The 24,680-nt window shown below is 72.1% G+C and carries 20 protein-coding genes and 1 tRNA gene; 19 read left to right on the top strand and 2 right to left on the bottom strand.

All coding sequences use genetic code 11. The features are described 5' to 3' along the window. Positions 1-30: 30 nt before the first annotated feature. Positions 31-786 (bottom strand): TetR/AcrR family transcriptional regulator, encoded by a 756-nt coding sequence (locus ACIG5E_RS09640; protein WP_396532665.1) that lies wholly within the window; start codon positions 784-786, stop codon positions 31-33. A 197-nt stretch (positions 787-983) separates the two neighbouring features. On the opposite strand from ACIG5E_RS09640, the gene ACIG5E_RS09635 reads away from it, so the two are divergent. From ACIG5E_RS09635 to ACIG5E_RS09625, 3 genes are all read left to right on the top strand, one after another. Next, positions 984-2,741, top strand: a complete 1,758-nt coding sequence (locus ACIG5E_RS09635) for a DUF885 domain-containing protein (RefSeq protein ID WP_396532663.1) — start codon at positions 984-986, stop codon at positions 2,739-2,741. A gap of 179 nt (positions 2,742-2,920) precedes the next feature. Next, positions 2,921-3,838 carry a carbohydrate kinase family protein gene (locus ACIG5E_RS09630; protein WP_396532662.1) on the top strand — a complete coding sequence of 306 codons (918 nt, stop codon included), beginning with the start codon at positions 2,921-2,923 and terminating at the stop codon, positions 3,836-3,838. Between the two features lie 105 nt (positions 3,839-3,943). After that, entirely contained in the window at positions 3,944-4,942 is a 999-nt protein-coding gene (locus ACIG5E_RS09625; protein WP_396532660.1) for a trypsin-like serine peptidase, read from the top strand. 124 nt (positions 4,943-5,066) lie between these two features. Here ACIG5E_RS09625 and ACIG5E_RS09620 read toward each other — a convergent pair. Then, positions 5,067-5,138, bottom strand: a tRNA-Arg gene (locus tag ACIG5E_RS09620). 181 nt (positions 5,139-5,319) lie between these two features. Here ACIG5E_RS09620 and ACIG5E_RS09615 point away from each other — a divergent pair. From ACIG5E_RS09615 to ACIG5E_RS09540, 16 genes are all read left to right on the top strand, one after another. Further along, a complete protein-coding gene (locus ACIG5E_RS09615; RefSeq protein WP_396532743.1) occupies positions 5,320-5,739 on the top strand; it encodes a response regulator in 420 nt (139 codons plus the stop codon). A 94-nt stretch (positions 5,740-5,833) separates the two neighbouring features. After that, complete coding sequence (gene argS, locus ACIG5E_RS09610; RefSeq protein ID WP_396532658.1) at positions 5,834-7,495, top strand: arginine--tRNA ligase; 1,662 nt, start codon at positions 5,834-5,836, stop codon at positions 7,493-7,495. 90 nt (positions 7,496-7,585) lie between these two features. Beyond that, on the top strand, positions 7,586-9,031 hold the full coding sequence (lysA, locus tag ACIG5E_RS09605) for a diaminopimelate decarboxylase (protein WP_396532657.1): 1,446 nt from the start codon (positions 7,586-7,588) through the stop codon (positions 9,029-9,031). Positions 9,032-9,168: 137 nt separating this feature from the next. Continuing rightward, positions 9,169-10,461 carry a homoserine dehydrogenase gene (locus ACIG5E_RS09600; protein ID WP_396532656.1) on the top strand — a complete coding sequence of 431 codons (1,293 nt, stop codon included), beginning with the start codon at positions 9,169-9,171 and terminating at the stop codon, positions 10,459-10,461. Between the two features lie 10 nt (positions 10,462-10,471). Further along, positions 10,472-11,569, top strand: a complete 1,098-nt coding sequence (gene thrC, locus ACIG5E_RS09595) for a threonine synthase (RefSeq protein WP_396532655.1) — start codon at positions 10,472-10,474, stop codon at positions 11,567-11,569. 368 nt (positions 11,570-11,937) lie between these two features. Then, positions 11,938-12,876 carry a homoserine kinase gene (thrB, locus tag ACIG5E_RS09590; protein WP_396532654.1) on the top strand — a complete coding sequence of 313 codons (939 nt, stop codon included), beginning with the start codon at positions 11,938-11,940 and terminating at the stop codon, positions 12,874-12,876. A gap of 580 nt (positions 12,877-13,456) precedes the next feature. Then, a complete protein-coding gene (rho, locus tag ACIG5E_RS09585; RefSeq protein WP_396532653.1) occupies positions 13,457-15,556 on the top strand; it encodes a transcription termination factor Rho in 2,100 nt (699 codons plus the stop codon). A 140-nt stretch (positions 15,557-15,696) separates the two neighbouring features. Beyond that, complete coding sequence (locus ACIG5E_RS09580; protein ID WP_396532652.1) at positions 15,697-16,827, top strand: LCP family protein; 1,131 nt, start codon at positions 15,697-15,699, stop codon at positions 16,825-16,827. A 139-nt stretch (positions 16,828-16,966) separates the two neighbouring features. Continuing rightward, on the top strand, positions 16,967-17,188 hold the full coding sequence (gene rpmE / locus ACIG5E_RS09575; RefSeq protein WP_030235761.1) for a 50S ribosomal protein L31: 222 nt from the start codon (positions 16,967-16,969) through the stop codon (positions 17,186-17,188). A gap of 144 nt (positions 17,189-17,332) precedes the next feature. Beyond that, positions 17,333-18,409 carry a peptide chain release factor 1 gene (gene prfA / locus ACIG5E_RS09570; RefSeq protein ID WP_396532651.1) on the top strand — a complete coding sequence of 359 codons (1,077 nt, stop codon included), beginning with the start codon at positions 17,333-17,335 and terminating at the stop codon, positions 18,407-18,409. Between the two features lie 63 nt (positions 18,410-18,472). Next, entirely contained in the window at positions 18,473-19,339 is an 867-nt protein-coding gene (gene prmC / locus ACIG5E_RS09565; protein WP_030282077.1) for a peptide chain release factor N(5)-glutamine methyltransferase, read from the top strand. A gap of 134 nt (positions 19,340-19,473) precedes the next feature. After that, entirely contained in the window at positions 19,474-20,121 is a 648-nt protein-coding gene (locus tag ACIG5E_RS09560) for an L-threonylcarbamoyladenylate synthase (RefSeq protein WP_396532650.1), read from the top strand. Positions 20,122-20,153: 32 nt separating this feature from the next. Then, on the top strand, positions 20,154-20,795 hold the full coding sequence (locus ACIG5E_RS09555) for a protein-tyrosine-phosphatase (RefSeq protein WP_396532742.1): 642 nt from the start codon (positions 20,154-20,156) through the stop codon (positions 20,793-20,795). 117 nt (positions 20,796-20,912) lie between these two features. After that, on the top strand, positions 20,913-22,196 hold the full coding sequence (glyA, locus tag ACIG5E_RS09550; protein ID WP_396532649.1) for a serine hydroxymethyltransferase: 1,284 nt from the start codon (positions 20,913-20,915) through the stop codon (positions 22,194-22,196). Positions 22,197-22,404: 208 nt separating this feature from the next. Beyond that, positions 22,405-23,685 carry an MraY family glycosyltransferase gene (locus ACIG5E_RS09545; protein WP_396532648.1) on the top strand — a complete coding sequence of 427 codons (1,281 nt, stop codon included), beginning with the start codon at positions 22,405-22,407 and terminating at the stop codon, positions 23,683-23,685. Between the two features lie 300 nt (positions 23,686-23,985). Then, positions 23,986-24,429, top strand: coding sequence for a hypothetical protein (locus tag ACIG5E_RS09540; protein ID WP_396532647.1), 444 nt, complete (start codon positions 23,986-23,988; stop codon positions 24,427-24,429). The last annotated feature ends 251 nt before the right edge of the window (positions 24,430-24,680 follow it).

Below are 24,680 nucleotides of genomic sequence, written 5' to 3'. Positions count from 1 at the left end.
CGACCCTTGGCACGGGGGTCGGGAAGGCGGTCAGCGCGTCTCCAGCACCGCCCGCAGCCGCTCGGCCCGTTCCGCCCTCGGCCCCTCCAGCGCGAGCAGCCCGGCCAGCACCTGCGCCGTCTGCGGATCGTGCAGCGCCGTCGCGGCCGCCATCGCCGTGAACTGGTCCACCAGCCAGTCGCGCAGCCCGTCCACCGGCAGCGTGCGGCCCTCGTCCAGCCAGCTCAGCGACGCCCCCTCGACCACCGCGATCCACGAGCGCACCAGCAGCGTCAGCCGCGGCCCGGCCTCCCGCACCCCCAGGTGCCGCAGGGTCCGCTTGAGCGCCGCCCGCCGGACGTCGTCCACGATCGCCGAGGTGCGGGCCGTCTCCACCACCGAACCACCGCGCAGCAGCGCCGAGTAGCCCGCGTCGTGCTCGGCCACGAAGGCGAAGTAGCCGTCCAGCACGGCCGCCAGCTGTTCGGACGGCCTCCCGGTCAGCGGTACGGCGAACCGGCTGGTCAGCTCGTCCGCCGCGGTGCGCAGCGCGGCCTCGTACAACTGCTGCTTGCCGCCCGCGAAGTAGCGGTAGACCAGGGGCCGGGAGGCGCCGGCGGCCTCGGCGACGTCGTCCAGGCTGACCTCCTCGGGCGGCCGGGAGGCGAACAGCTCCAGGGCGACCGCGATCAGCTGCTCGCGCCGCTGTTCGACCGGCAGTCGCCGGTAGCCGGAGCGGCGCGGGCGCGCTGCGGGGGCGGCCGGGGCGGGGGCCGGGTCGGTTGCCGTGGTGGGGCGGGCTTCCATGGAGCCTCAGCGTAATGGGCGTCGGATCGATCGGGACCTGTCGCGCACCGGATCTTTCCGAACGGGTGTTTGTGCCGCCCGGTGTCGCGACCGTCCGCCCACCGCGTCGCCCACCGGCCGTCAGATCGCGGACCGCAGCAGGTCAACGGTCCGCGCCGGGGGCTTGCAATCGGCCCGGGCAACGCGATGATGTCCGGATGGCTGAAGAACTGATCAACTCCGGCGGCGACACGCCCCGCCGCATCGCCGACGGGTACGTCCAGGCCCTGGCCGACCTCGACCCGCTGACCGCGGTCTACCTCGGCCTCAACCCGGAGGACGACCGGCTGCCCGACCTGTCCCCGGCCGGGGCCGAGGCGATCGCCGACCTCGCCCGCCGCACCCTGGCCCGGCTGGACGAGGCCGAGCGGGCCGGCGCCGCCGAGGACGACGCCGAGCGCCGCTGCGCCCGGCTGCTGCGCGAGCGGCTGACCGCCGAACTCGCCGTCCACGACGCGGGGGAGGAGTACCGCGCGGTGCGCAACCTGGGCTCCCCGGTGCACAACACCCGGGACGCCTTCACCCTGATGGCCACCGACACCGAGGCCGAGTGGCAGCTGATCGGCCGTCGGCTGGCCCGGTTCCCGCTGGCGATGGAGCAGTACCGGCAGACCCTGGCCGAGGGCATCGAGCGCGGTCTGCTGTCCGGCCCGCGCCAGGTGGAGACGGTGGTCGGCCAGTTCGGCGAGTGGCTGGCGGGGGACACCCCAGAAGAAGGTGCGCCGCGTAGCGGCTCGGACAAGGGCGGGGGTGGGCGACGGGCGGGATGGTTCGGCGAGTTCGTCCAGGACGCGCCGGAGGGCGTGCGCGCCGAGCTGTCCGGGCACGCGGTGGCCGCCGCCGAGGCGCTGGCCGCGCTGCGCGACTGGATGCGCGACGTGTACGGCCCGGCCGCGGCCGGCACCCCGGACACCGCCGGCCGGGAGCGCTACGGCCGCTGGGTGCGCTACTGGACGGGTGCCGACCTGGACCTGGACGAGGCGTACGCGTGGGCCTGGAGCGAGTTCCACGACCTGTACGCGCAGATGGAGGCCGAGGCCGAGAAGGTCCGCCCGGGCGCCGACCCGATGGCGGCGATGAAGTGGCTGGAGTCGGACGGCCCGGCGATCCAGGGTGCCGACGCCGCCCGGGAGTTCCTGCAGGGCCTGATGGACCAGGCCGTCCGGGACCTCCAGGGCACCCACTTCGACCTGGCCGAGCCGGTCACCCGGGTCGAGTCGCGGATCGCCCCGCCCGGCAGCGCCGCCGCGCCGTACTACACCCAGCCCTCGCTGGACTTCAGCCGCCCCGGCCGCACCTGGCTGCCGGTGCTCGGCGAGGAGCGCTTCCCGGTCTGGGACCTGGTCTCGACCTGGTACCACGAGGGCGTCCCGGGCCACCACCTGCAGCTCGCGCAGTGGGTGTACGTCGCCGACCGGCTCTCCACCTACCAGGTGAGCCTCGGTGGGGTGAGCGCCAACATGGAGGGCTGGGCGCTGTACGCCGAGCGCCTGATGGACGAGCTCGGCTACCTCACCGATCCCGGCCACCGCCTGGGCTTCCTCAACGCCCAGATGATGCGGGCGCTGCGGGTCATCGTCGACATCGGCATGCACGTCGGCCTGGACTTCCCGGCGGACTCCCCGTACCGGCCGGGCGAGCCGGTGAGCCCGGAGTACGCGCGGGACTTCTTCGGCCGCTACTGCGGCCTGTCCACCGACTTCCTGGACAGCGAGCTGGTCCGCTACCTGGGCATGCCCGGCCAGGCGATCGGCTACAAGCTGGGCGAGCGTGCCTGGCTGCGCGGCCGGGCGGCGGCGCGGGCGGCGCACGAGGCGCGCGGCGAGGAGTTCGACCTCAAGGCCTGGCACATGGCGGCGCTCTCGCAGGGCTCGCTGGGGCTGGACGACCTGGTCGCGGAGCTGTCGGCGCTCTGACGGGGTGCGCGGAACCAGGGCCCCGGGACTCGGTCGAGAGTCCCCGGGCCCTGGCCCTTGCCGCGCTGGTCGCCTTCCGGCTGAGGGCGGTGATTGAAAGTTTGCAGCAAGGTCTTGCAGTCAACCTCCGGCGCCTGCTTGACTCCTGGCCACCGTCCAGGGATCGAGGAGGCGCCGCCATGCCGCAGCAGTCCGAGTCGGCGGAGTTCGACCTGCTCGTGGTGGGCGGTACGGGCGTGGACACCGTCGTCCGGGTCGAGCGGCTGGAGATCCCGCCCGGCGACTCGCGGTTCGTCGAGCCGGTGCGCGACTACGTCGGCCACACCGGCAACGGCGTCGCCCTCGGCGCCCACCACCTCGGCCTGCGCACCGCCCTCCTGGACTTCCTCGGCGACGACCCGCAGGGCGAGTTGATCCGCGCCGCCTACCGCCGCCACGGCCTGCACTTCGCGCACCTGGTCAGCCCGTACGGCACCCCGCGCGGGGTCAACCTGGTGGACGCGGCCGGCCGCCGGTTCTCCTTCTTCGACGGCCGCCACCCCGCCGACCTGCGGCTGCCGCGCGACTTCCACCTCCCGTACGTCGAGCGCAGCCGGCACGTCCACCTCTCCATCACCGGCGTCAACCGGGACATGTACGCCGACCTCCACCGGCTCGGCCGCACCACCTCCACCGACCTGCACGACTGGGACGGCGAGAACCCGCACCACCGCGACTACGCGCTCGGCTCCGACCTGGTGTTCCTCTCGGTGGCCGGCTGCCGCGGCCGGCACGAGCAGGTGATGCGCGCGATCCTCGCCGAGGGCCGGGCCGCCGTGGTGGTCGCGACCGCGGGCGCCGAGGGCTGTCACCTGCTCACCCGCGAGGACGGCGCGCTGCGCCACCTGCCGGCCGTCGACCCCGGCCGTCCGGTGGTGGACACCAACGGCGCCGGGGACGCCTTCGTCACCGGTTTCCTGTACGCCTGGTTCCGCGGTCACGCGCCGCTGGACTGTGCCCGGGCCGGTTCGGCCGCCGGGGCGTTCGCCTGCACCTCCGCCGGGACGCACACCGCCTTCATCGAGGCGTCCGTTTTGGATACCCTCCTGGGGCGGTGACCTTTTCTCATCGAGCTCCAAGCCTGCGGTAACGACCTTTCCAGGCTGAGGCGTCATAGTCATTGACCGAACGAGACGCCATCGACCACGGCAGGAGAGACAGGCATGGGCCAGCACCGCCGCCACAGGTCGCGCCGCCACCGTCTGCTGGCCCCTTCGCTGTTCACCGCGCTGTCCGCCGTCGTGGTGGCCACGGTGGTGGCCGGAATGCACGGGTTCGGCCTGTCCGACGCCACGGCCGCCGGGAAGGAGGCCCGCAGCACCAGGGCCGTCGCGCCCGCCCCGGCGACCTCCCCGGCCGCCACCACGGCGGCGCCCGCCTCGCCCGCCCCGGCCGCGGACACCACCCCGAGCGGCAGCCCGACCCCGACGCCGACCCCGACCGCCACGCCGACCCCCAGCGACAGCCCGTCGGCCACCGCCCCCGCCGCACCCGACGCGCACGGCGTCACCCTGGGGACGACCGGCCCCGCCCCCGCCGACAACCGGGAGACCGCCACCGTCGGCGCCCTGTTCAGCGGTTCGGTCGCGCCCGGCAACCACTTCTGCACCGCCAGCGTGCTGCACAGCGCCACCGGCAACCTGCTGCTGACCGCCGCGCACTGCCTCACCAGCACCGACGGCGTGACCTTCGCCCCCGGCTACCGGGACGGCTCCGCCCCGTACGGCACCTGGCAGGTGACCGCGATCCACACCGCGGCCGGCTGGTCCCAGAAGGGCGACGTGGACGAGGACTTCGCGATCCTGGAGACCGCCCCCAGCAAAGGCCGCAAGGTCGAGGACGTGGTCGGCGGCAACCGGCTGGGCACCGACGAGCCCTTCGGCGCCACCGTCCGTCTCTACGGCTACCCCGCCGACGCCGAGGTGCCCAACCTCTGCACCAACACCACCGCCCAGCAGAGCGCCTACCAGCGCGTCATCCAGTGCCCGTCCTACCCGGGCGGCACCAGCGGCGGCCCGTGGATCAACACCGCCACCGGCGACGTGGTCGGCGCCACCGGCGGCTACCAGCAGGGCGGCGACACCGACGACACCTCGTACAGCGCCTACTTCGACCACACCATCGCCGACCTGTACGCCCAGGCCGAGGCCGCCGCCTCCTGAGCCGCCCGGCCCGACGGCCCCGTCCTCCCCGGGCGGGGTCCACCGAACTGCGCCCGAACATGACGAAGGCCCAGATCCGTGGTCAACTCCACTGATCTGGGCCTCAGTTGCACTTACTGCGAAGTGCCCCCGGTAGGATTCGAACCTACGCACCCGCCTCCGGAGGGCGGTGCTCTATCCCCTGAGCTACGGGGGCCGATCGGCCTGTCGGTCACTCGCGCGTTCCGACGTGATGAACACTACCAGGCTTCGAGGGCGGTCCGTGCACGGGTTTCCGGAGAGATCGTCGGGGCGGCCCACGGCGGCCCGGCGGGCGGAAGTGCCCAAAGGCCGGACGGGGTGGCGGGGCCGCCGATACCCTCGGTGAGGTGTCGGGAGTGTCCGGGCGGGTCCTCGTGGTGGACGACAGCGAGGTGATCCGCCAGCTGATCAGGGTCAACCTGGAGCTTGAGGGCTTCGAGGTGGTGACCGCCGCCGACGGCGCCGAGTGCCTGGAGGTCATCCGCCGGGTGAAGCCCGACGTGGTAACGCTGGACGTGGTGATGCCGCGACTGGACGGCCTGCGGACGGCGGCCAGGCTGCGCGCGACCCCGGACACCAGCGGACTGCCGATCGCGATCGTGAGCGCCTGCACCCCGGCGGACCTCGACCTGGGGGAGGCGGTCGGTGTGGACGGCTACCTCGGCAAGCCCTTCGACCCCGCCGACCTGGTGGCCCTGGTCCGGCGCCTGATGCGGCCCGAGGAACGGCCCGCAGGGTTTCGCCCTGAGCGAACAGAGCGTACGGATCGCGGCTGACACCCCTGGGCGGGCGGCGCCAGGGCCCCGCCGGGCGTCTCAACCGGCAAACCGGGTGGCGGGCGGGTACCCCGTCTCGCCTACGCTTGGCGTCGTGACCCCCGCAGACCTTTCCCAGGCAATCCAGGCCGCAGTGAGCTCCGCCGTCGAGGCGGGCGAGCTGGCCGTCGCCGTGCCCGAGCACGTGACGGTCGAGCGGCCCAAGAACCGGGACCACGGCGACTACGCGACGAACGTGGCCCTCCAGCTCGCCAAGGCGGCCGGCAAGCCGCCGCGAGCCGTTGCCGAGGTCCTGGCCGAGCGCCTGCGAGGGATCACCGGCGTCGCCAAGGTCGACATCGCCGGTCCGGGCTTCCTGAACATCACCCTGGACACCGCCACCGCCGGTGCGCTCGCCCGCACCATCGTCGAGGCGGGCGAGGCCTACGGCCGCAACGAGGCCCTCAAGGGCCTGCGGATCAACCTGGAGTTCGTCTCCGCCAACCCGACCGGCCCGATCCACATCGGCGGCGTCCGCTGGGCCGCCGTCGGCGACTCGCTGGCGCGCGTGCTGCGGGCCTCCGGTGCCGACGTCACCACCGAGTACTACCTCAACGACGCCGGCGTGCAGATCACCAAGTTCGCCGCCTCCCTGCAGGCCGCCGCGAACGGCCGCGAGGTGCCCGAGGGCGGCTACGTCGGTGAGTACATCGTCGACATCGCCAAGACGCTCACCGACGCGATCCCGGGCGTGCTCGACCTGCCCGAGGCCGAGCAGCTGGAGCTCTTCCGCACCGAGGGCCTCAAGCTCATGGTGGCCGAGATCAAGCGCTCGATGGACGAGTTCGGCACCCACTTCGACGTGTGGTTCTCCGAGAAGACGCTGCACGACTCCGGCGCCGTCGAGAAGGCCATCGACCGGCTGCGCGAGCAGGGCCACGTCTTCGAGCAGGACGGCGCGGTCTTCCTGCGCACCACCGACTTCGGTGACGACAAGGACCGCGTCCTGATCAAGGCCGACGGCGACAAGACCTACTTCGCCGCCGACGCCGCGTACTACCTGTCCAAGCGGGACCGCGGCGCCGAGGTCGCGCTCTACATGCTGGGCGCCGACCACCACGGCTACGTCAACCGCCTCAAGGCCATCGCGGCCTGCGCGGGCGACGACATGAACCGCAACATCGAGGTGAAGATCGGCCAGTTCGTGAAGATGCTTCGCGACGGCGAAGAGGTCCGCATGTCCAAGCGGGCCGGCAACATCATCACGATCGACGACGTGGTCGAGTGGATCGGCGTCGACGCCGCCCGCTACACCCTGGCGCGCTCCTCCACGGACTCGACGATCACGCTGGACATCAACATCCTGACCAGCCAGACCAACGAGAACCCGGTCTTCTACGTCCAGTACGCCCACACCCGGATGTGCGGTGTCGCGCGCAAGGCCGCCGAGCTGGGCGTGGACAAGGGCACGGCGGAGGACTTCAAACCCGAGCTGCTCGCCACCGAGTGGGAGTCCGACGTGCTCGGCCACCTCGCCGAGTTCCCGCGCGTGCTGGCCGCGGCCGGTGAGCTGCGCGAGCCGCACCGGGTCGCCGTCTACCTGGAGAAGCTCGCCGGCAAGTACCACCGCCTGTACGAGAACTGCATGTTCCTGCCCAAGGGCGACGAGGAGCTCACGGACACCCACCGGGCCCGCCTCTGGCTGGTCGAGGCGACGCGCACGGTGCTCGCCAACGGCCTGACGCTCCTGGGTGTCTCGACGCCCGAGCGGATGTAAGCACCACCCCCAAGCGCACAGCGGGGGGGCGGCTGACGGTCAATGGAGACCGTCGCCGCCCCTCGCCATAGGTCTCGAAGGAACCCGGACATGAGTCGTTCCGCACATCCCGCAGGCCCCCGCCACGGCGACGTCCTGCCCGAGGGCCACTACCAGGCCCCGCCGGCCGACCTGAACGCGCTCGACCCCAAGGTCTGGTCGCGCACCGTCGCCCGCAACGCCGAGGGCGTGGCCACTGTCGGCGGGATCGACGTCAAGCAGCTGGCGGCCGAGTTCGGCACCCCGGCCTACGTGCTGGACGAGGACGACTTCCGCAGCCGGGCCCGGGCCTGGCGGGACGCCTTCGGCGCCGACGCGGACGTCTACTACGCCGGAAAGGCCTTCCTCTCCAAGGCGATCGTGCGCTGGCTGCACGAGGAGGGCCTCAACCTCGACGTGTGCAGCGTCGGCGAGCTGGCGGTGGCGCTGGCCGCCGGGATGCCGCCGGAGCGGATCGCGCTGCACGGCAACAACAAGTCGGTGGACGAGCTCGAACACGCGGTGAAGACCGGCGTCGGCCACATCGTGGTCGACTCCTACGAGGAGATCGAGCGCCTGGCCGCGATCGCCGCCCGCCAGGGCGTGCGCCAGCAGGTGCTGATCCGGATCACCGTCGGCGTCGAGGCGCACACCCACGAGTTCATCGCCACGGCGCACGAGGACCAGAAGTTCGGCCTGTCTCTGAATCTGGCTGCGCCGCGAAGCGGCTCGGTTGAGGGTGGTGGTGGGCGACGGGCGGGAGGCGGGGCCGCCGCCGAGGCGGTGCGCCGGGTGCTCGGTCACGACAGCCTGGAGCTGCGCGGCATCCACTCGCACATCGGCTCGCAGATCTTCGACATGGCCGGCTTCGAGGTGGCGGCCCGCCGGGTGGTCGGCCTGCTGGCCGGGATCCGGGACGAGCACGGCGTCGAGCTGCCCGAGATCGACCTCGGCGGCGGCCTCGGCATCGCGTACACCAGCGAGGACGACCCGCGCGAGCCGGCCGAGATCGCCGCCGCGCTGGCCGAGATCGTCCGCCGCGAGTGCGCCGCCGCCGACCTCAACGCCCCCCGGCTGAGCGTGGAGCCGGGCCGGGCGATCGTTGGCCCGACCGCGTTCACCCTGTACGAGGTCGGCACGGTCAAGCCGCTGGAGGGCCTGCGCACCTACGTCAGCGTGGACGGCGGGATGTCCGACAACATCCGCACCGCGCTGTACGACGCCGAGTACTCGGTGGCCCTGGTGTCTCGCACCAGCGACGCCGAGCCGATGCTGGTCCGGGTGGTCGGCAAGCACTGCGAGTCCGGCGACATCGTGGTCCGGGACGCCTTCCTGCCGTCCGACCTGAGCCCGGGTGACCTGATCGCGGTGCCCGCCACCGGCGCCTACTGCCGCTCGATGGCGAGCAACTACAACCACGCCCTCAGGCCCCCCGTGCTCGCTGTCCGGGACGGTGCGGCGCGGGTGATCGTCCGGCGCGAGACGGAGGAGGATCTCCTGCGCCTGGATATCGGATGACGAAATTCTCGTCTCAGATCATGGAACGACCGTAGATCCGTGCGGAAAGTCCCCGAGACTGGTACGGACCGAAGTTCCCGGCGGCCCCGGAAAACCGCCGGAAATACCGAAGCACGAAGAATGCAGAGCGGAGTCGGATGATGCGTACGCGCCCGCTGAAGGTGGCGTTGCTGGGTTGTGGTGTGGTGGGCTCCGAGGTGGCGCGCATCATGACGACGACGGCCGACGACCTCGCCGCTCGCATCGGTGCCCCGGTCGAGCTCGCCGGGATCGCGGTCCGCCGGGCCGGCCGGGTGCGCCCCGGGGTGCCCGAGCACCTGATCACCACCGACGCCGAGGCTCTGGTGGGCCGGGGCGACATCGACGTCGTGGTCGAGGTGGTGGGCGGGATCGAGCCCTCCAAATCGCTGCTCCTGTCGGCCTTCGAGCAGGGCGCCTCGGTGGTCAGCGCCAACAAGGCGCTGCTCGCCAAGGACGGCACCGAGCTGCACGCGGCGGCCGCCGCGGCCGGTGTGGACCTGTACTACGAGGCCGCGGTCGCGGGCGCGATCCCGCTGCTGCGCCCGCTGCGCGAGTCCCTCGCCGGGGACAAGGTCAACCGGGTGCTGGGCATCGTCAACGGCACCACCAACTTCATCCTCGACAAGATGGACACCACCGGCGCCGGCTACTCGGAGGCGCTGGAGGAGGCCACCGCGCTCGGCTACGCCGAGGCCGACCCGACCGCCGACGTGGAGGGCTTCGACGCCGCCGCCAAGGCCGCGATCCTGGCCGGCATCGCCTTCCACACCAAGGTCACCGCGGCGGACGTCTACCGCGAGGGCATCACCGAGGTCACCGCCGCCGACATCGCCTCCGCGAAGGCGATGGGCTGCGTGGTCAAGCTGCTCGCGATCTGCGAGCGGGCCGCCGACGGCGAGTCCGTCACCGCGCGGGTCCACCCGGCGATGATCCCGCTCTCGCACCCGCTGGCTTCCGTCCGCGAGGCGTACAACGCGGTGTTCGTCGAGGCCGAGGCGGCCGGCCGGCTGATGTTCTACGGCCCGGGCGCGGGCGGCTCGCCGACCGCCTCCGCGGTGCTGGGCGACCTGGTCGCGGTCTGCCGCAACAAGCTGGCGGGGGCCACCGGTCCCGGGGACTCCGTGTACACCCGGCTGCCCGCCAAGCCGATGGACGAGGTGGTCACCCGCTACCACGTCAGCCTGGACGTGGACGACCGGGCGGGCGTGCTCGCCCAGGTCGCGTCCGTCTTCGCCGAGCACGGCGTCTCCATCGACACCGTGCGCCAGCAGGGCCGCGACGGCGACGCCTCGCTCGTCGTGGTCACCCACCGTGCCACCGACGCCGCGCTGTCGGCGACGGTCGACAAGCTCCGCGCGCTGGACAGCGTGCGGGACGTGGCCAGCATCATGCGGGTCGAAGGGGAATAAGGAACCAGCCATGAACGCCGTTGCCGAGAACGTCGTCCGAGGCGCGCACACCCACCAGTGGCGCGGCCTGATCGAGGAGTACCGGGACCGCCTGCCGGTCACCGCGGCCACCCCGGTGGTCACCCTGCTGGAGGGCGGTACGCCCCTGGTACCCGCCCAGGTGCTCTCCGAGCGCACCGGCTGCGAGGTCTACCTCAAGGTCGAGGGCGCCAACCCGACCGGCTCCTTCAAGGACCGCGGGATGACGATGGCCATCTCCAAGGCCAAGGAGGAGGGCGCGCAGGCCGTCATCTGCGCGTCCACCGGCAACACCTCGGCCTCCGCCGCCGCGTACGCGGTGCGGGCCGGGATGGTCTCCGCGGTGCTCGTGCCCCAGGGCAAGATCGCGCTGGGCAAGATGGGCCAGGCGCTGGTGCACGGCGCCAAGATCCTGCAGGTCGACGGCAACTTCGACGACTGCCTGACGCTGGCCCGCGAACTGTCCGAGAAGTACCCGGTGGCCCTGGTCAACTCGGTGAACCCGGCGCGGATCGAGGGCCAGAAGACCGCGGCCTTCGAGATCGTCGACATGCTCGGCGACGCTCCGGACATCCATGTCCTGCCGGTGGGCAACGCGGGCAACATCACCGCGTACTGGAAGGGCTACCGGGAGTACGCGACCGACGGGATGGCCTCGCGCACCCCGCGGATGTGGGGCTTCCAGGCCTCCGGCTCGGCCCCGATCGTGGACGGCGCGCCCGTCCTCAAGCCGCAGACCATCGCCACCGCGATCCGGATCGGCAACCCGGCCTCCTGGGACTTCGCGCTCGCCGCGCGGGACGAGTCCGGCGGCCTCATCGACAAGGTGACGGATCGTCAGATCCTAGCCGCCTACCGGCTGTTGGCCGCGCAGGAGGGCGTCTTCGTGGAGCCCGCCTCGGCCGCCTCGGTGGCCGGTCTGCTGGCCAAGGCGGAGGCCGGCCTGGTCGACCCGGGCCAGCGGATCGTCTGCACGGTGACCGGCAACGGCCTCAAGGACCCGGACTGGGCGGTGGCCGGCGCGCCGCAGCCGCAGGTCGTCCCGATCGACCCGGAGGCGGCGGCCCGGCGGCTCGGACTGCTGGACTGACAACGGGGTCTGACGCTTCGACGGGCCGACCCTTTCGGGGGTCGGCCCGTCAAAGTTCTCCAGTGACTCTTTTGTGTCAATTCCGCTTCGCATTCCGATCCGAATCCGCCCCCCTCTTTGACTGAGGGGGGTGCGCATTCCGGCCAGAACCGGCAACACACCAGATCGAAGGCCCACGGGGTGTACCACTGGGGAACCTCTCTTCGATACTCTGGGTTCGGCCGTGTGGCACATGCCCCGGGTCCGTCCAGGTACGGGCCGCGCCGACGACTGTGACCGCCAGGCCCGAGGGGCCCGCGGCCCTTTCCCCCACCCTCGCACCGACGACGCGCTCCGCGCCGCCCGATTTCCCCAGGAGAGTCCACCGCATGGCCGGTCCTGCGTTCCGTGCCGCCGCCGTCCGGGTCAGGGTTCCCGCGACCAGCGCCAACCTCGGCCCGGGCTTCGACGCCTTCGGGCTCGCGCTGGGTCTGTACGACGACGTGGTCGTCCGGGTCTCCGACTCCGGCCTCGCCGTCGACATCGCCGGCGAGGGCGCCGAGACGCTGCCCCGGGACGAGCGCCACCTGCTGGTCCGCTCGATGCGGGCCGCGTTCGACCGGCTCGGCGGCCAGCCGCGAGGCCTCGAAGTGGTCTGTGCCAACCGGATACCGCACGGCCGCGGCCTGGGCTCCTCCTCGGCCGCCATCTGCGCCGGCATCGTGGCCGCCCGGGCGGTCACCATCGGCGGCCCGTCCGCGCTGGACGACGACGCGCTGCTGGCCCTCGCCTCCGAGCTGGAGGGCCACCCCGACAACGTCGCGGCCTGCCTGCGCGGCAACTTCACCATCGCCTGGACCGACGAGGAGTCGGCCAGGGCGATTGCCCTGGAGCCCTCCGAGCAGGTCGTCCCGGTGGTGTTCGTCCCGGCCGGCGAGGTGCTCACCGAGACCGCCCGCGGCCTGCTGCCGAAGACCGTCCCGCTGGCCGACGCCGCCGTCAACGCGGGCCGTTCCGCGCTGCTGGTGGAGGCGCTGACCCGGCGGCCCGAACTGCTCCTCGCCGCCACCGAGGACCGGCTGCACCAGGACTACCGCGCCTCCGCCATGCCGGACAGCGCCGCGCTGGTCGGCGCGCTGCGCGCGGAGGGCGTCCCCGCGGTCATCTCCGGGGCCGGCCCGACCGTGCTGGCGCTCACCGACGAGGCGGGCGTCGACAAGGTGTTCTCCTTCGCCGGGCACCACGGCCACGGCGGCGATCCGGCGTTCGCCGCGCACCGGCTGGGCGTCGACCGCACCGGGGCCACCGTGCTCCCGCTGGACGTCTGAGCAGCTGGTTTGGCCCTGTGGCGAGCAGGGCCGTCCGGACACGATTGGCAGGCCCGAGGTCGGGGAATGTCTGAGGGGGTCGGTAGTGTTAATCTCATTGCTGCACCATGTGCCCTCCGGGGCTCGGTGCGCCGCGTCCCGATCCCAGCGCTCCACTGCCGTGGAGCCGCCGCGATGTCCGGGGCGACGATTCTCCGGGAGCCCACCGCAGCGCGTACGCAGCCTGCCTGCGCGACATGCGGCCGCATCCCGAAGCCGTGACGGCACCTGACTCCCACCCGCGGCCTCCCATCTAGAGGCCAGGACGGGCGGAGCGCGGGTCACCGTCACGCGACGGGGGCCCGGGATTCGCAGGCAGCGTGGGGGCACAACGCCCTCTGGGGAGGTCGACACACGGCCGGCCCACGCGCCAACTCAGCACCACCGTGCTTCATGCACCGCACCTCGCAGCTCTCCCTCGACGGGCTCCCGCCATTCGAGGGACCACCGCCTCGGACCGACGCAGTCGAGCGTTGGTCAGGACAGCACAACCGGTCGCCGAGCCAGACAGGCCGACGTCCGCTCCAGGGAAGGACCCTTAGTGAGCGACTCCACCGATCTGATGGGCGCGCGCCCGGACGCCGAAGCGTCGGACGCGGCCGCCGCCCCCGCCGCCCCGGCCCGCCGCCGCCGCAGCGCCGCCGCGGGCCTGGACGGAATGGTCCTCGCCGAGCTGCAGAAGCTCGCCGCGGACCTGGGCATCACCGGTACCGGACGCATGCGCAAGAGCCAGCTGATCGAGACCATCAAGGAGAAGAGCGGCGGGGACCCGCTGCTCGCCGCCGGTGGCGCCCCGGCCGCCAAGCGCACCGCCGCCAAGGCGGACGCCGAGGCCCCGGCCGAGAAGCCCGCCCGTCGCAGCAAGGCCGCCGCCGCTGCCGCGGCCCCGGCCGCCGAGGCGCAGGCCCAGATCGAGATCCCGGTCCAGGCCGCCGCCGAGACCGCCGCGCCGGCCCGTGCCGAGCGCACCCGCCGCCGTGCCACCTCGGCCGCCGGCGCCCCCACCGCCCCGGTCGCCGAGGCCGCCGAGGCCGCCACCGTCGCGGTGGCCGAGCCCAAGCAGACCGAGCGTCCGGCCGAGACCCGCGGCTTCGAGGGCCGCGAGGAGGGTCGCGAGACCCGTCGTGACCGCCGCGAGCGCCGTGACCGCCGCGAGACGGGCGAGCGCACCGAGCGCACCGAGCGCACCGAGCGCACCGAGCGCCAGGACGGTGCCGAGACCCAGGACGGCGAGTCGCGCGAGTCGCGCCGCGACCGCCGCAACCGCCGCGAGCGCGCCGACCGCCAGGGCGGCCAGCAGGGCCAGCAGCAGAGCCAGGGCGACGGCCAGCAGCGCCGCGAGGGCGGCCAGCAGACCCAGCAGCCGCAGATCCAGCAGGGCGGCTACGACGACGACGAGTTCGGCGAGGGCCGTCGGGGCCGGCGCGGCCGCTACCGCGACCGTCGGGGCCGTCGCGGCCGCGAGGGCTTCGAGACCGGTGCGCCCGAGCCGCAGATCGGCGAGGACGACGTCCTGATCCCGGTCGCGGGCATCCTCGACATCCTCGACAACTACGCGTTCGTGCGCACCTCCGGCTACCTGCCGGGCCAGAACGACGTCTACGTCTCGCTCGCCCAGGTCCGCAAGAACGGCCTGCGCAAGGGTGACGCCATCACGGGTGCGGTGCGCCAGCCGCGCGAGGGCGAGCGCCGCGAGAAGTTCAACGCCATGGTGCGGCTGGACTCCGTCAACGGCATGGACCCGGAGACCGGCCGCGGCCGCCCCGAGTTCAACAAGCTCACCCCGCTCTACCCGCAGGAGCGGCTGCGCCTGGAGACCGACCCGGGCGTGCTGACCACCCGGATCATCGACCTGGTGTCGCCGATCGGCAAGGGCCAGCGCGGTCTGATCGTGGCGCCGCCGAAGACCGGTAAGACCATGGTGCTGCAGGCGGTCGCCAACGCGATCACCCACAACAACCCCGAGTGCCACCTGATGGTCGTCCTGGTCGACGAGCGTCCGGAAGAGGTCACCGACATGCAGCGGTCGGTGAAGGGCGAGGTCATCTCCTCGACCTTCGACCGCCCGGCCGAGGACCACACCACCGTCGCCGAGCTGGCCATCGAGCGCGCCAAGCGCCTGGTGGAGCTGGGCCACGACGTGGTCATCCTGCTGGACTCGATCACCCGTCTGGGCCGCGCCTACAACCTGGCGGCGCCGGCCTCCGGCCGCATCCTGTCCGGTGGTGTCGACTCGACCGCGCTGTACCCGCCGAAGAAGTTCTTCGGTGCCGCGCGCAACATCGAGAACGGCGGCTCGCTGACCATCCTGGCCACCGCGCTGGTCGAGACCGGCTCGCGCATGGACGAGGTGATCTTCGAGGAGTTCAAGGGCACCGGCAACATGGAGCTCAAGCTCGACCGGAAGCTCTCGGACAAGCGCATCTTCCCGGCCGTCGACGTGGACGCCTCCAGCACCCGCAAGGAGGAGATCCTGCTCGGCAGCGAGGAGTTGGCCATCGTCTGGAAGCTGCGCCGGGTGCTGCACGCGCTCGACTCGCAGCAGGCGATCGAACTGCTCCTGGACAAGATGAAGCAGACCAAGAGCAACGCCGAGTTCCTGATGCAGATCGCCAAGACCACCCCCGGCTCCGGCGACTGACCGTAGCCGGACGGCTGTCGAAGCACAGAACCCCGGATCGCGTGAGCGGTCCGGGGTTCCGTGCGTTCTGGGCCGCTTTGTTCCAGAGTTGGGACAACTTGCGACTATTTGATCTTCTTGTCCGATTTACTCTGGACCGTATGGCCGAGCACAAGAGGGTCCCGAGTCGCCGCCGCAAGGTCCTGCGGGTGGCCGCCTGTGCGTTCGTCGCGCTCGTCGTCGTCGGCGGTGGGGCGGCCGGGTGGGCGTACCTGAAGCTCAACGGCAACATCAAGAGCGTCGACATCGACTCCCGCCTCGGCGACGCCCGGCCCCCGGCCGCCACCGACGGCTCCTTCAACATCCTGGTGCTGGGCTCCGACTCGCGGGTCGGCGAGAACGGCGACCTGGCCGGCGGGGCCACCGGTGACTCCGCCCGTTCCGACACCGCGATGGTGGTGCACGTCAACCAGGACCACTCCCGGGCCTCGATCGTCTCGATCCCGCGCGACACCCTGGTCGACCGCCCGCAGTGCACGGACGGCGCCGGCAAGGCCGTCCCGGCTGTCAAGCGCGCCATGTACAACAGCGCCTTCGAGACCGGCGGCGCGGCCTGCGCGGTCAAGACCACCGAGCAGCTCACCGGGCTGCGGATGGACCACTACCTGCAGGTGGACTTCGCCGGCTTCGCCCGGGTCGTGGACGCGATAGGCGGGGCCACCGTGAGCACCACGGTGGCCATCCACGACAAGGACAGCGGGCTCGACCTGCCCGCCGGGCAGCACCACCTCGACGGGCAGCAGGCGCTGGCCTTCGTGCGCACCCGGCACGGCGTCGGCGACGGCAGCGACCTCGGCCGGATCGAGCTGCAGAAGCAGATGGTCAAGTCGCTGCTCCAGCAGGCCGGCGGGATCGGACTGTTCTCCGACCCGGTCAAGCTGTGGTCGATCGGCGACACCATGACGAAGAGCATCACCACCGACTCCGCGCTCGGCTCGGTGAACTCCCTGGTGGGGCTGGTGCAGGAGCTCAAGGGGATCGGGCCGGACCAGCTGACCATGGTCACCCTGCCGGTGGTCACCGCCCCCAGTGACCCCAACCGGGTGGTCGAGCAGCAGCCGCAGGCCGGGAACGTCTGGGCCGCGCTCAAGGCCGACCGGCCGGTCCCGCAGGCGATCGTCTCCGCCCAGCCGGAGAACCCGGCCCAGGCGGCCCCCACGACGCCCGGGAAGGCCCCCACGGCGCCCGGGAAGGCTTCCGCGCCGTCCGGGGAGGCCGCCGCCGTACGCTGAAACGGCGCCCGGAATATCCCGGAACGGAACCCGGTTTGGGAAGATGCGGCCGGTCCTGGCAGACTGGTCCGTCGGTCCCGGTTCACGTGCGGCACTCCAGCCGCCGACCCGGTGCCCTCCCGAAAACTAGGAGAACCCCTTGAAGTCCAACGTTCACCCGGAGTACGTGGTCACCCGCGTGACCTGCACCTGCGGCGCCGAGTTCACCACCCGCTCGACCGAGACCAGTGGCGAGATCCGCGCCGAGGTCTGCTCGCAGTGCCACCCGTTCTACACCGGCAAGCAGAAGATCCTCGACACCGGTGGCCGCGTGGCCCGCTTCGAGGCCCGCTTCGGCAAGCAGCACAGCGCGAAGGCCTAGCGCTCCCTCGGCGCCGGTTCCCGGTGCCCCCGTACTCGTTGTCGGGGGCGCTGGGGACCGGCGCCGTTCGCGTCCCAGCGCGCGTTCCACAGTTCCACCGTTCCGAACCCCCACACGTTCCGAGTCCCCGGGAAGAAGGCCCCCATGTTCGAGGCAGTCGAAGAGCTCCTCGTCGAGCACGCCGACCTCGAAACGAGGCTGGCCGACCCGTCCGTCCACGCGGACCAGAACAACGCCCGCAAGCTGGCCAAGCGGTACGCCGAGCTGACCCCGATCACCCGGGTCTACCGGCAGTGGCGGCAGGCCGGCGAGGACATCGAGGCCGCGCGCGAACTCGCCGCCGAGGAGCCGGAGTTCCTCTCCGAGGTGAAGGAATCCGAGGCGCGCCGCGAGGAGCTGACCGAGGAACTGCGCCTGCTGCTGGTCCCGCGCGACCCGAGCGACGACAAGGACGTCATCCTGGAGATCAAGGCGGGCGAGGGCGGCGAGGAGTCCGCGCTGTTCGCCGGCGACCTGCTCCGGATGTACCTGCGCTACGCCGAGCGGATCGGCTGGAAGACCGAGATCATCGACTCCAACGAGTCCGACCTCGGCGGCTACAAGGACGTCTCGGTGGCCGTGAAGACCAAGGGCAGCAGCGAGCCCGGCCAGGGCGTCTGGGCCCGGCTGAAGTACGAGGGCGGCGTGCACCGCGTGCAGCGCGTCCCCGCCACCGAGTCCCAGGGCCGCATCCACACCTCCGCGGCGGGCGTGCTGGTCACCCCCGAGGCGGAGGAGGTCGAGGTCGAGATCCTCGCCAACGACCTGCGGATCGACGTCTACCGCTCCTCCGGCCCCGGCGGCCAGTCGGTCAACACCACCGACTCCGCGGTCCGGATCACCCACCTGCCGACCGGTATCGTGGCGTCCTGCCAGAACGAGAAGAGCCAGCTGCAGAACAAGGAGCAGGCGATGCGCATCCTGCGTTCGCGGCTGCTGGCCGCCGCGCAGGAGGAGGCCGAGCGTGAGGCCTCGGACGCGCGTCGCAGCCAGGTCCGTACGGTGGACCGCTCCGAGCGGATCCGGACGTACAACTACCCGGAGAACCGCATCTCGGACCACCGCACGGGGTTCAAGGCGTACAACCTGGACCAGGTCCTGGACGGCGACCTGAACGCGGTGATCCAGTCCTGCGTCGACAAGGACGCGGCGGCCAAGCTCGCCGCGGCCCAAGAGAACTGAGACCGGCGCGCCCCAGCCCGACGCAAGCCTGAAGCCGGAGCGCAGAAACAAGAGGTCGTACGGATGAACCTGCTGCTCGCCGAGGTGGCCCAGGCCACCCAGCGGTTGGCCGCGGCCGGCGTGCCGTCGCCGCGCTTCGACGCGGAGGAACTCGCCGCCTACGTCCACCACGTCAAGCGCAGCCAGCTGCACACGGTGAAGGACGCCGACTTCGACGCCCGCTACTGGGAGGCGGTCTCGCGCCGCGAGGCCCGCGAGCCGCTGCAGCACATCACCGGGCGGGCGTTCTTCCGCTACCTCGAACTGGAGGTCGGCCCCGGGGTGTTCGTGCCCCGGCCGGAGACCGAGTCGGTCGTCGAGTGGGCGATAGACGCGGTGCGCGACATGGACGTCGCCGAGCCGCTGGTGGTCGACCTGTGTTCCGGCTCCGGCGCCATCGCGCTCGCCCTCGCCCAGGAACTGCCGCGCTCCACCGTGCACGCCTTCGAACTCGACGAGGGGGCGCTGGAGTACACCCGGCGCAACATCGAGGCCAGCCCGGACCGGGCCAGGGTCACCCTGCACGCCGGGGACGCCACCAAGGCCTTCGAGGACGACCGCTCCTGGGACGGCCGCTTCGACCTGGTCATCTCCAACCCGCCGTACATCCCGCTCACCGAGTGGGAGTACGTCGCGCCCGAGGCCCGCGACCACGACCCGCAGATGTCCCTGTTCTCCGGCGAGGACGGCCTGGACACCATCCGCGGCATCGAGCGGGTGGCCGCCCGACTGCTGCGCCCGGGTGGCGCGGTGGTGATCGAGCACGCCGACCAGCAGGGCGGCCAGGTGCCGTGGATCTTCAACGAGGAACGCGGCTGGACGGACACCGCCGACCACCGCGACCTGAACAACCGGCCGCGCTTCACGACCGCCCGAAGGGTCGGGTTGTGAACATCCAACGCAGCACAACCGCCCGAAGGGTCGGGTTGTGAACATCCAACGCAGCACGACCGCGCGCAAAGCCGCGCTGTGAAGACCGCTGTTGCCGTGAACGTCATGAGCCATTTCGGAAGGGGACCGCACCGATGAGCCGCCGCTACGACTGTGCCGACGCCGGGGACCGCGCCACCGGCCTGCGCGAGGCCGCCTCGGCCATCCGCCGCGGCGAACTCGTCGTGCTGCCCACCGACACCCTCTACGGTGTCGGCGCGGACGCCTTCTCCCCGGAGGCCGTCGGTGAGCTGCTGGCCGCCAAGGGCCGCGGCCGCAACATGCCCTCGCCCGTCCTGGTCGGCTCGCCGACCACCCTGCACGGCCTGGTCACCGACTTCTCCGAGCAGGCCTGGGAGCTGGTCGACGCCTTCTGGCCCGGCGGCCTCACCCTGGTCGCCCGGCACCAGCCCTCGCTGCGCTGGGACCTCGGCGAGACCCGCGGCACCGTCGCGGTCCGGATGCCGCTGCACCCGGTCGCCATCGAGCTGCTGAACACCACCGGCCCGCTCGCCGTCTCCAGCGCCAACAAGACCGGCGGGCCGTCCCCGGCGACCTGCGACGAGGCGCAGGCCCAGCTCGGCGACGCGATCTCGGTCTACCTGGACGGCGGGCAGGCCGAGCACGCCACCGCCTCGTCCATCGTCGACGTCACCGGCAAGGTGCCGGTCCTGTTGCGGGCCGGCGCGATCAGCATCGAGCAGCTGAGGGAGGTCGTCCCCGACCTGGAGGCCGGAAGTTGACGCCCACCGCCTCGCTCCACGACGGGCCCGGCATAGCGCCGTACCTGAGCGTGGGGCCCAGGCCGCTGGACCACTTCCGGATCCTCTTCGTCTGCACCGGGAACATCTGCCGCTCGCCGATAGCCGAGCGGCTCACCCGGCGTGAGCTGGACACCCGGCTCAGCCCCCGGGTGGCCGGGCGGATCCTGGTCGAGAGCGCCGGCACCTGGGGCCACGTGGGCGCGCCGATGGAGGACCACGCCGCGACCGTGCTCAACGAGTACGGCGCCGACAGCGGCGGCTTCACCGGCCGGGAGTTGCTGGACGAGCACGTGGTCGAGGCCGACCTGGTGCTCACCGCGACCCTGGACCACCGCGCCCAGGTGATCTCGATGGGCCACGAGGCGGGGCTGCGCACCTTCACGCTGAAGGAGTTCACCCGCCTGGTGCGGACGATCGACCCGGGCACCCTGCCCGACCCGCGCCGCGGCGCCGACGTCACCGAGCGGGCCCGCGCCCTGGTCCGGGCGGCCGCCGCGCTGCGCGGCTGGCTGCTGGCCGCGACCCCGGAGTCCGACGAGGTGGACGACCCGTACGGGGCCCCGATCGGCATGTTCCGCAACTGCGGCGAGGAGATATTCCACGCGGTCGACCCGGTGGTCACCGCGCTCACCGGCGTCCAGCCGCCCCGCTAGGGCCCAGGCCCCCCTTCGGGCCCGCCCTGGGGCCGAACGGCCCTGCGCCGCCGAGCCGGGTGGCCGAGACGGTCCTACGCTGGGTGGACCGTCCCTGCAGCGCCCGGGAGCCCTGTCATGACCGTCACCGATGCCGCGACCGGTTCGACCGCGACGACGAGGGGGCGCCCGTGGGCGTCCGAAGCGCTGCACCGGGCGGATCCGCAGATCGCCGACCTGCTGGCCGCCGAGGCCGAGCGGCGCGCCGAGACGATCCAGCTGCTGGCGGGGGAGAACCTGACCAGCCCGGCCGTCCTGGCGGCGCTGACCGGGCCGCTGATCGACAAGTACGCCGAGGGCTACCCCGGCCGCCGGCACCACACCGGCTGCGCGCTGGCCGACGCCGCGGAGCTGCTGGCGATCGACCGGGCGCGCCAGCTGTTCTCCGCCCCGCACGCCAACGTCCAGCCCAGGTCGGCGACTTCGGCGATGCTGGCGGCCTACGCGGCGCTGCTGCGGCCGGGTGACGGAGTGCTGGCGATGTCGCTGGAGCACGGCGGCCACCTCAGCTGCGGCTCACGGGCCAACTTCTCCGGCCGCTGGTTCGCCTTCACCGGTTACGGCGTGCGCGAGAGCGACGGCCTGATCGACCTCGACCAGGTGCGCGAGCTGGCCCGGCTGCACCGCCCCAAGGCCATCGTGGCGGGTTCGATCTCCCACCCCCGGCACCCGGACTGGGCGGCCTTCCGGGAGATCGCCGACGAGGTGGACGCCTATCTGATCGCCTCCGTCGCGCAGACCACCGGCCTGGTCGCGGCCGGAGTGGCACCCTCCCCGGTGCCGTACGCGGACGTCACGGTGGCGGCCACCCACAAGCTGCTGCGCGGCCCGCGCGGGGGCCTGCTGCTGTCCACGGCGGAGCTGGCCGAGCGGATCGACCGGGCGGTGTTCCCGTTCAGCCAGGGCGGCGCGGCGATGAACGAGGTGGCCGGCAAGGCGGTGGCCCTCGCGGAGGCCGGGACGCCCGCCTACCGGGCGTACGCGGAGCGGACGGTATCCGGGGCGCAGGCGCTCGCCAGGGGGCTCGCAGAGGCCGGAATGCGCCCTCTGACGGGCGGTACCGACACCCACCTGGTGACCGCCGACGTGAGTCCGCTCGGCGTGACCGGCGCGGAGGCCGAACGGCGCTGCGCCGCGGCCGGGCTGCTGCTCGGCAAGTGCGCACTGCCGTACGACCCGGCGCCGGCCGCCGATGCCTCCGGGATCCGGCTGGGCACGGGCACCGTGACCAGCCAGGGGATGGGCGTGGCGGAGCTGGTCGAGATCGCCGCGCTGATCGCCCGGCTGCTGTCCGGGGATGCGCCCGGGCCGGTCGCGCAGCGGGTCCGGGAGCTGGCGGCGGCCTTCGCACAGCGGGGCTGAGGGGCGTGAGTGGGCGCCGGCGGGCGAACCGGTCGAGAGGTGCCGCCGACGGGTATCCGGCTCTCTTACCCGGGAGAGCGAACCGCGATGCGCGTCCCGGGCGTCCGACTCAATAAGGTGTGTGCCGTGGCGACGCACCTCGAACCCCGGGAAGGCAGGGGAGTACCTTCGGTACCTCCCCGTTCGACAGTGATGCAGGAGGCCAGTGGTGCGTGAGTATCTGCTGGTGCTGTTCTGCACCGCCGCCGTCACCTACCTGCTGACCGGCCCGGTCCGGAAGTTCGCCATCGCGGCGGGCGCGATGCCCCCGGTCCGCGCCCGCGACGTGCACCGCGAGCCCACTCCGCGGCTCGGCGGCATCGCGATGTTCGGCGGGCTGTGCGCGGGCATCCTGGTCGCCTCGCAGCTGGACAACCTGAGCAAGGTGTTCAACGGGGGGAGTGACATCCGCGCGCTGCTGTCCGGCGCCGGGATCATGTTCCTGCTGGGTGTGCTCGACGACAAGTGGGGCGTGGACGCCCTGGTGAAGCTCGGCGGCCAGATGATCGCCGCCGGTGTGATGGTGTGGCAGGGCGTCACGGTGATCAGCCTCCCGGTGCCCGGGGTCGGCTCGGTCGCGGTGAGCCCGACCCAGGGCATGGTCATCTCGGTGACCCTGGTCGTCGTCATGGTCAACGCGGTGAACTTCATCGACGGTCTGGACGGCCTGGCGGGCGGCATGGTCTGCATCGCCGCGATCGCCTTCTTCCTGTACAGCTACCGGCTCTGGTACGGCTACGCGATCACCGACGCGGCCCCCGCCGTGCTGTTCAGCGTGCTGCTGATCGGCATGTGCCTGGGCTTCCTGGCGCACAACATGCACCCCGCGCGGATCTTCATGGGCGACTCCGGCTCGATGATGCTGGGCCTGATGCTGGCCGTCGCCGCGATCTCGATCACCGGCCGCGTCGACCCGGACCTGATCAACAGCGAGACCGGTTCGCAGACCGCCACCGTGCACACCCTGGTGCCGATCTACATCCCGCTGCTGCTGCCGCTGACGGTCATCGCGCTGCCGCTGGCCGACCTGCTGCTCGCGGTGGTGCGCCGCACCTGGGCCGGCCAGTCCCCGTTCGCCGCCGACAAGCGCCACCTGCACCACCGGCTGCTCCAGGTCGGGCACTCGCACAGCCGCGCCGTACTGATCATGTACTTCTGGGCCGCGCTGATCGCCTTCGGCACGGTCGCCTTCTCGGTGACCAACACCGGCCGCACGGTGGTGCTGACCCTCGCCGGGCTCTGCCTGGTCGGCCTGGTGGTGCTGCTGACCCCGCGGTTCCGTCCGCGGGCCCCCCGGGCGGTGCAGTCCTTCGTCCCGCCGCGGTACCGGCGGCGGTCGTCCGCCGCCCCGATGGCTGAACTGTCGGCAAAGGACAAGCAACTTCTCGGTGAAGCCAGCCGGGGCTCGTCCGCACCCTCCGACCACCACAAGGCCACCGGCCGCCGGTGACGGCCGAGTTGACGCTCCGTCAAATGGGCTCACCCGTACGGCGGAACCGCTGGGCCGTCAGTGTGACAGGGGCCACACATTCATGGTAAAGCTCTCATCAAATAGTTTGTGATACCGTTCACGAGTACCGAGAACACGCCGAAAGACCTGACAGGTGGAGGACTTCCGTCCCCAGTCGGTCTCCCTCGACGGGACCGCCGCACTCGCGGGCGGCCCGGCGGCGGCCACTCGGTCCGGTGACACCCCGCCACCATCTGTGCCCGTCCCCCGCCACATCGACATGCCGCCGGAGCTGCCGACATGCCGTCCACCGACGCCCGGATCCTCCGAGGCGCCGCGATTCCCACTGCGGTCGCCGGGATCATCGCCATGGCGATCTCCTTCGCCGTCGCCGGCGGGAAGGGCCTGCTCGGCGCCCTCATCGGTGCGCTGCTCGTGATGGCCTTCTTCGCCTCCGGCCAGGTCGCGCTCGACCGGCTGACCAGGTCGAACCCGCACATCATGATGGCCGCGGCGCTCATGGTCTACATGACGCAGATCCTGCTGGTGGCGGTCGTCCTACTGGTCTTCAGGGACACCGAACTCTTCAACCGTCAGGCCTTCGCCTTCACGCTGATCGGTTGCGTCCTGGTCTGGACGGGCTTCCAGGTGCGCGGTGCGCTCAAGGCCAAGACCTTCTACGTCGACCCCAACGCCTCGGAAAACAAGGGTGACAAGCCCTCGGACAAGGGTCGTCAACCGTGACGAGGCCTGACTGTCCCCCCAACGAGGGGGGCGGTGTTTATGCCGCGCTGACGGGCTGCTATCGTCCGTCGCAACAACGGAGTACGGGAAGAGGCCAGGTCTGTCCGGTCATTGGACGGATCGCCCCCCGGACCCGCGCAGTCTTCGATGATCCCGCCGCGGTGCAGCGCACCGCCGGGCGGGGTCGGCGAGAAACCCATCAAGTTCCAGTGCCGCTCCGTGGTCGCAGGCCACGCCGACACACCGAGGTT

Source organism: Kitasatospora sp. NPDC053057 (genome assembly GCF_044546945.1).
GTDB lineage: Bacteria > Actinomycetota > Actinomycetes > Streptomycetales > Streptomycetaceae > Kitasatospora.
Note: the sequence above shows the minus strand (reverse complement) of the source record. Positions and strands in the feature narration are given on the sequence as shown.

Excerpts from the sequence above, each read along its gene's own strand:
- prmC (WP_030282077.1), top strand. The coding sequence starts at position 18,473 with ATGAACCTGCTGCTCGCCGAGGTGGCCCAGGCCACCCAGCGGTTGGCC.
- ACIG5E_RS09635 (WP_396532663.1), top strand. The coding sequence starts at position 984 with ATGGCTGAAGAACTGATCAACTCCGGCGGCGACACGCCCCGCCGCATC.
- lysA (WP_396532657.1), top strand. The coding sequence starts at position 7,586 with ATGAGTCGTTCCGCACATCCCGCAGGCCCCCGCCACGGCGACGTCCTG.
- glyA (WP_396532649.1), top strand. The coding sequence starts at position 20,913 with ATGACCGTCACCGATGCCGCGACCGGTTCGACCGCGACGACGAGGGGG.
- prfA (WP_396532651.1), top strand. The coding sequence starts at position 17,333 with ATGTTCGAGGCAGTCGAAGAGCTCCTCGTCGAGCACGCCGACCTCGAA.
- thrB (WP_396532654.1), top strand. The coding sequence starts at position 11,938 with ATGGCCGGTCCTGCGTTCCGTGCCGCCGCCGTCCGGGTCAGGGTTCCC.
- ACIG5E_RS09600 (WP_396532656.1), top strand. The coding sequence starts at position 9,169 with ATGATGCGTACGCGCCCGCTGAAGGTGGCGTTGCTGGGTTGTGGTGTG.
- thrC (WP_396532655.1), top strand. The coding sequence starts at position 10,472 with ATGAACGCCGTTGCCGAGAACGTCGTCCGAGGCGCGCACACCCACCAG.
- ACIG5E_RS09630 (WP_396532662.1), top strand. The coding sequence starts at position 2,921 with ATGCCGCAGCAGTCCGAGTCGGCGGAGTTCGACCTGCTCGTGGTGGGC.
- ACIG5E_RS09560 (WP_396532650.1), top strand. The coding sequence starts at position 19,474 with ATGAGCCGCCGCTACGACTGTGCCGACGCCGGGGACCGCGCCACCGGC.
- ACIG5E_RS09540 (WP_396532647.1), top strand. The coding sequence starts at position 23,986 with ATGCCGTCCACCGACGCCCGGATCCTCCGAGGCGCCGCGATTCCCACT.
- ACIG5E_RS09580 (WP_396532652.1), top strand. The coding sequence starts at position 15,697 with ATGGCCGAGCACAAGAGGGTCCCGAGTCGCCGCCGCAAGGTCCTGCGG.
- ACIG5E_RS09640 (WP_396532665.1), bottom strand. The coding sequence starts at position 786 with ATGGAAGCCCGCCCCACCACGGCAACCGACCCGGCCCCCGCCCCGGCC.
- ACIG5E_RS09625 (WP_396532660.1), top strand. The coding sequence starts at position 3,944 with ATGGGCCAGCACCGCCGCCACAGGTCGCGCCGCCACCGTCTGCTGGCC.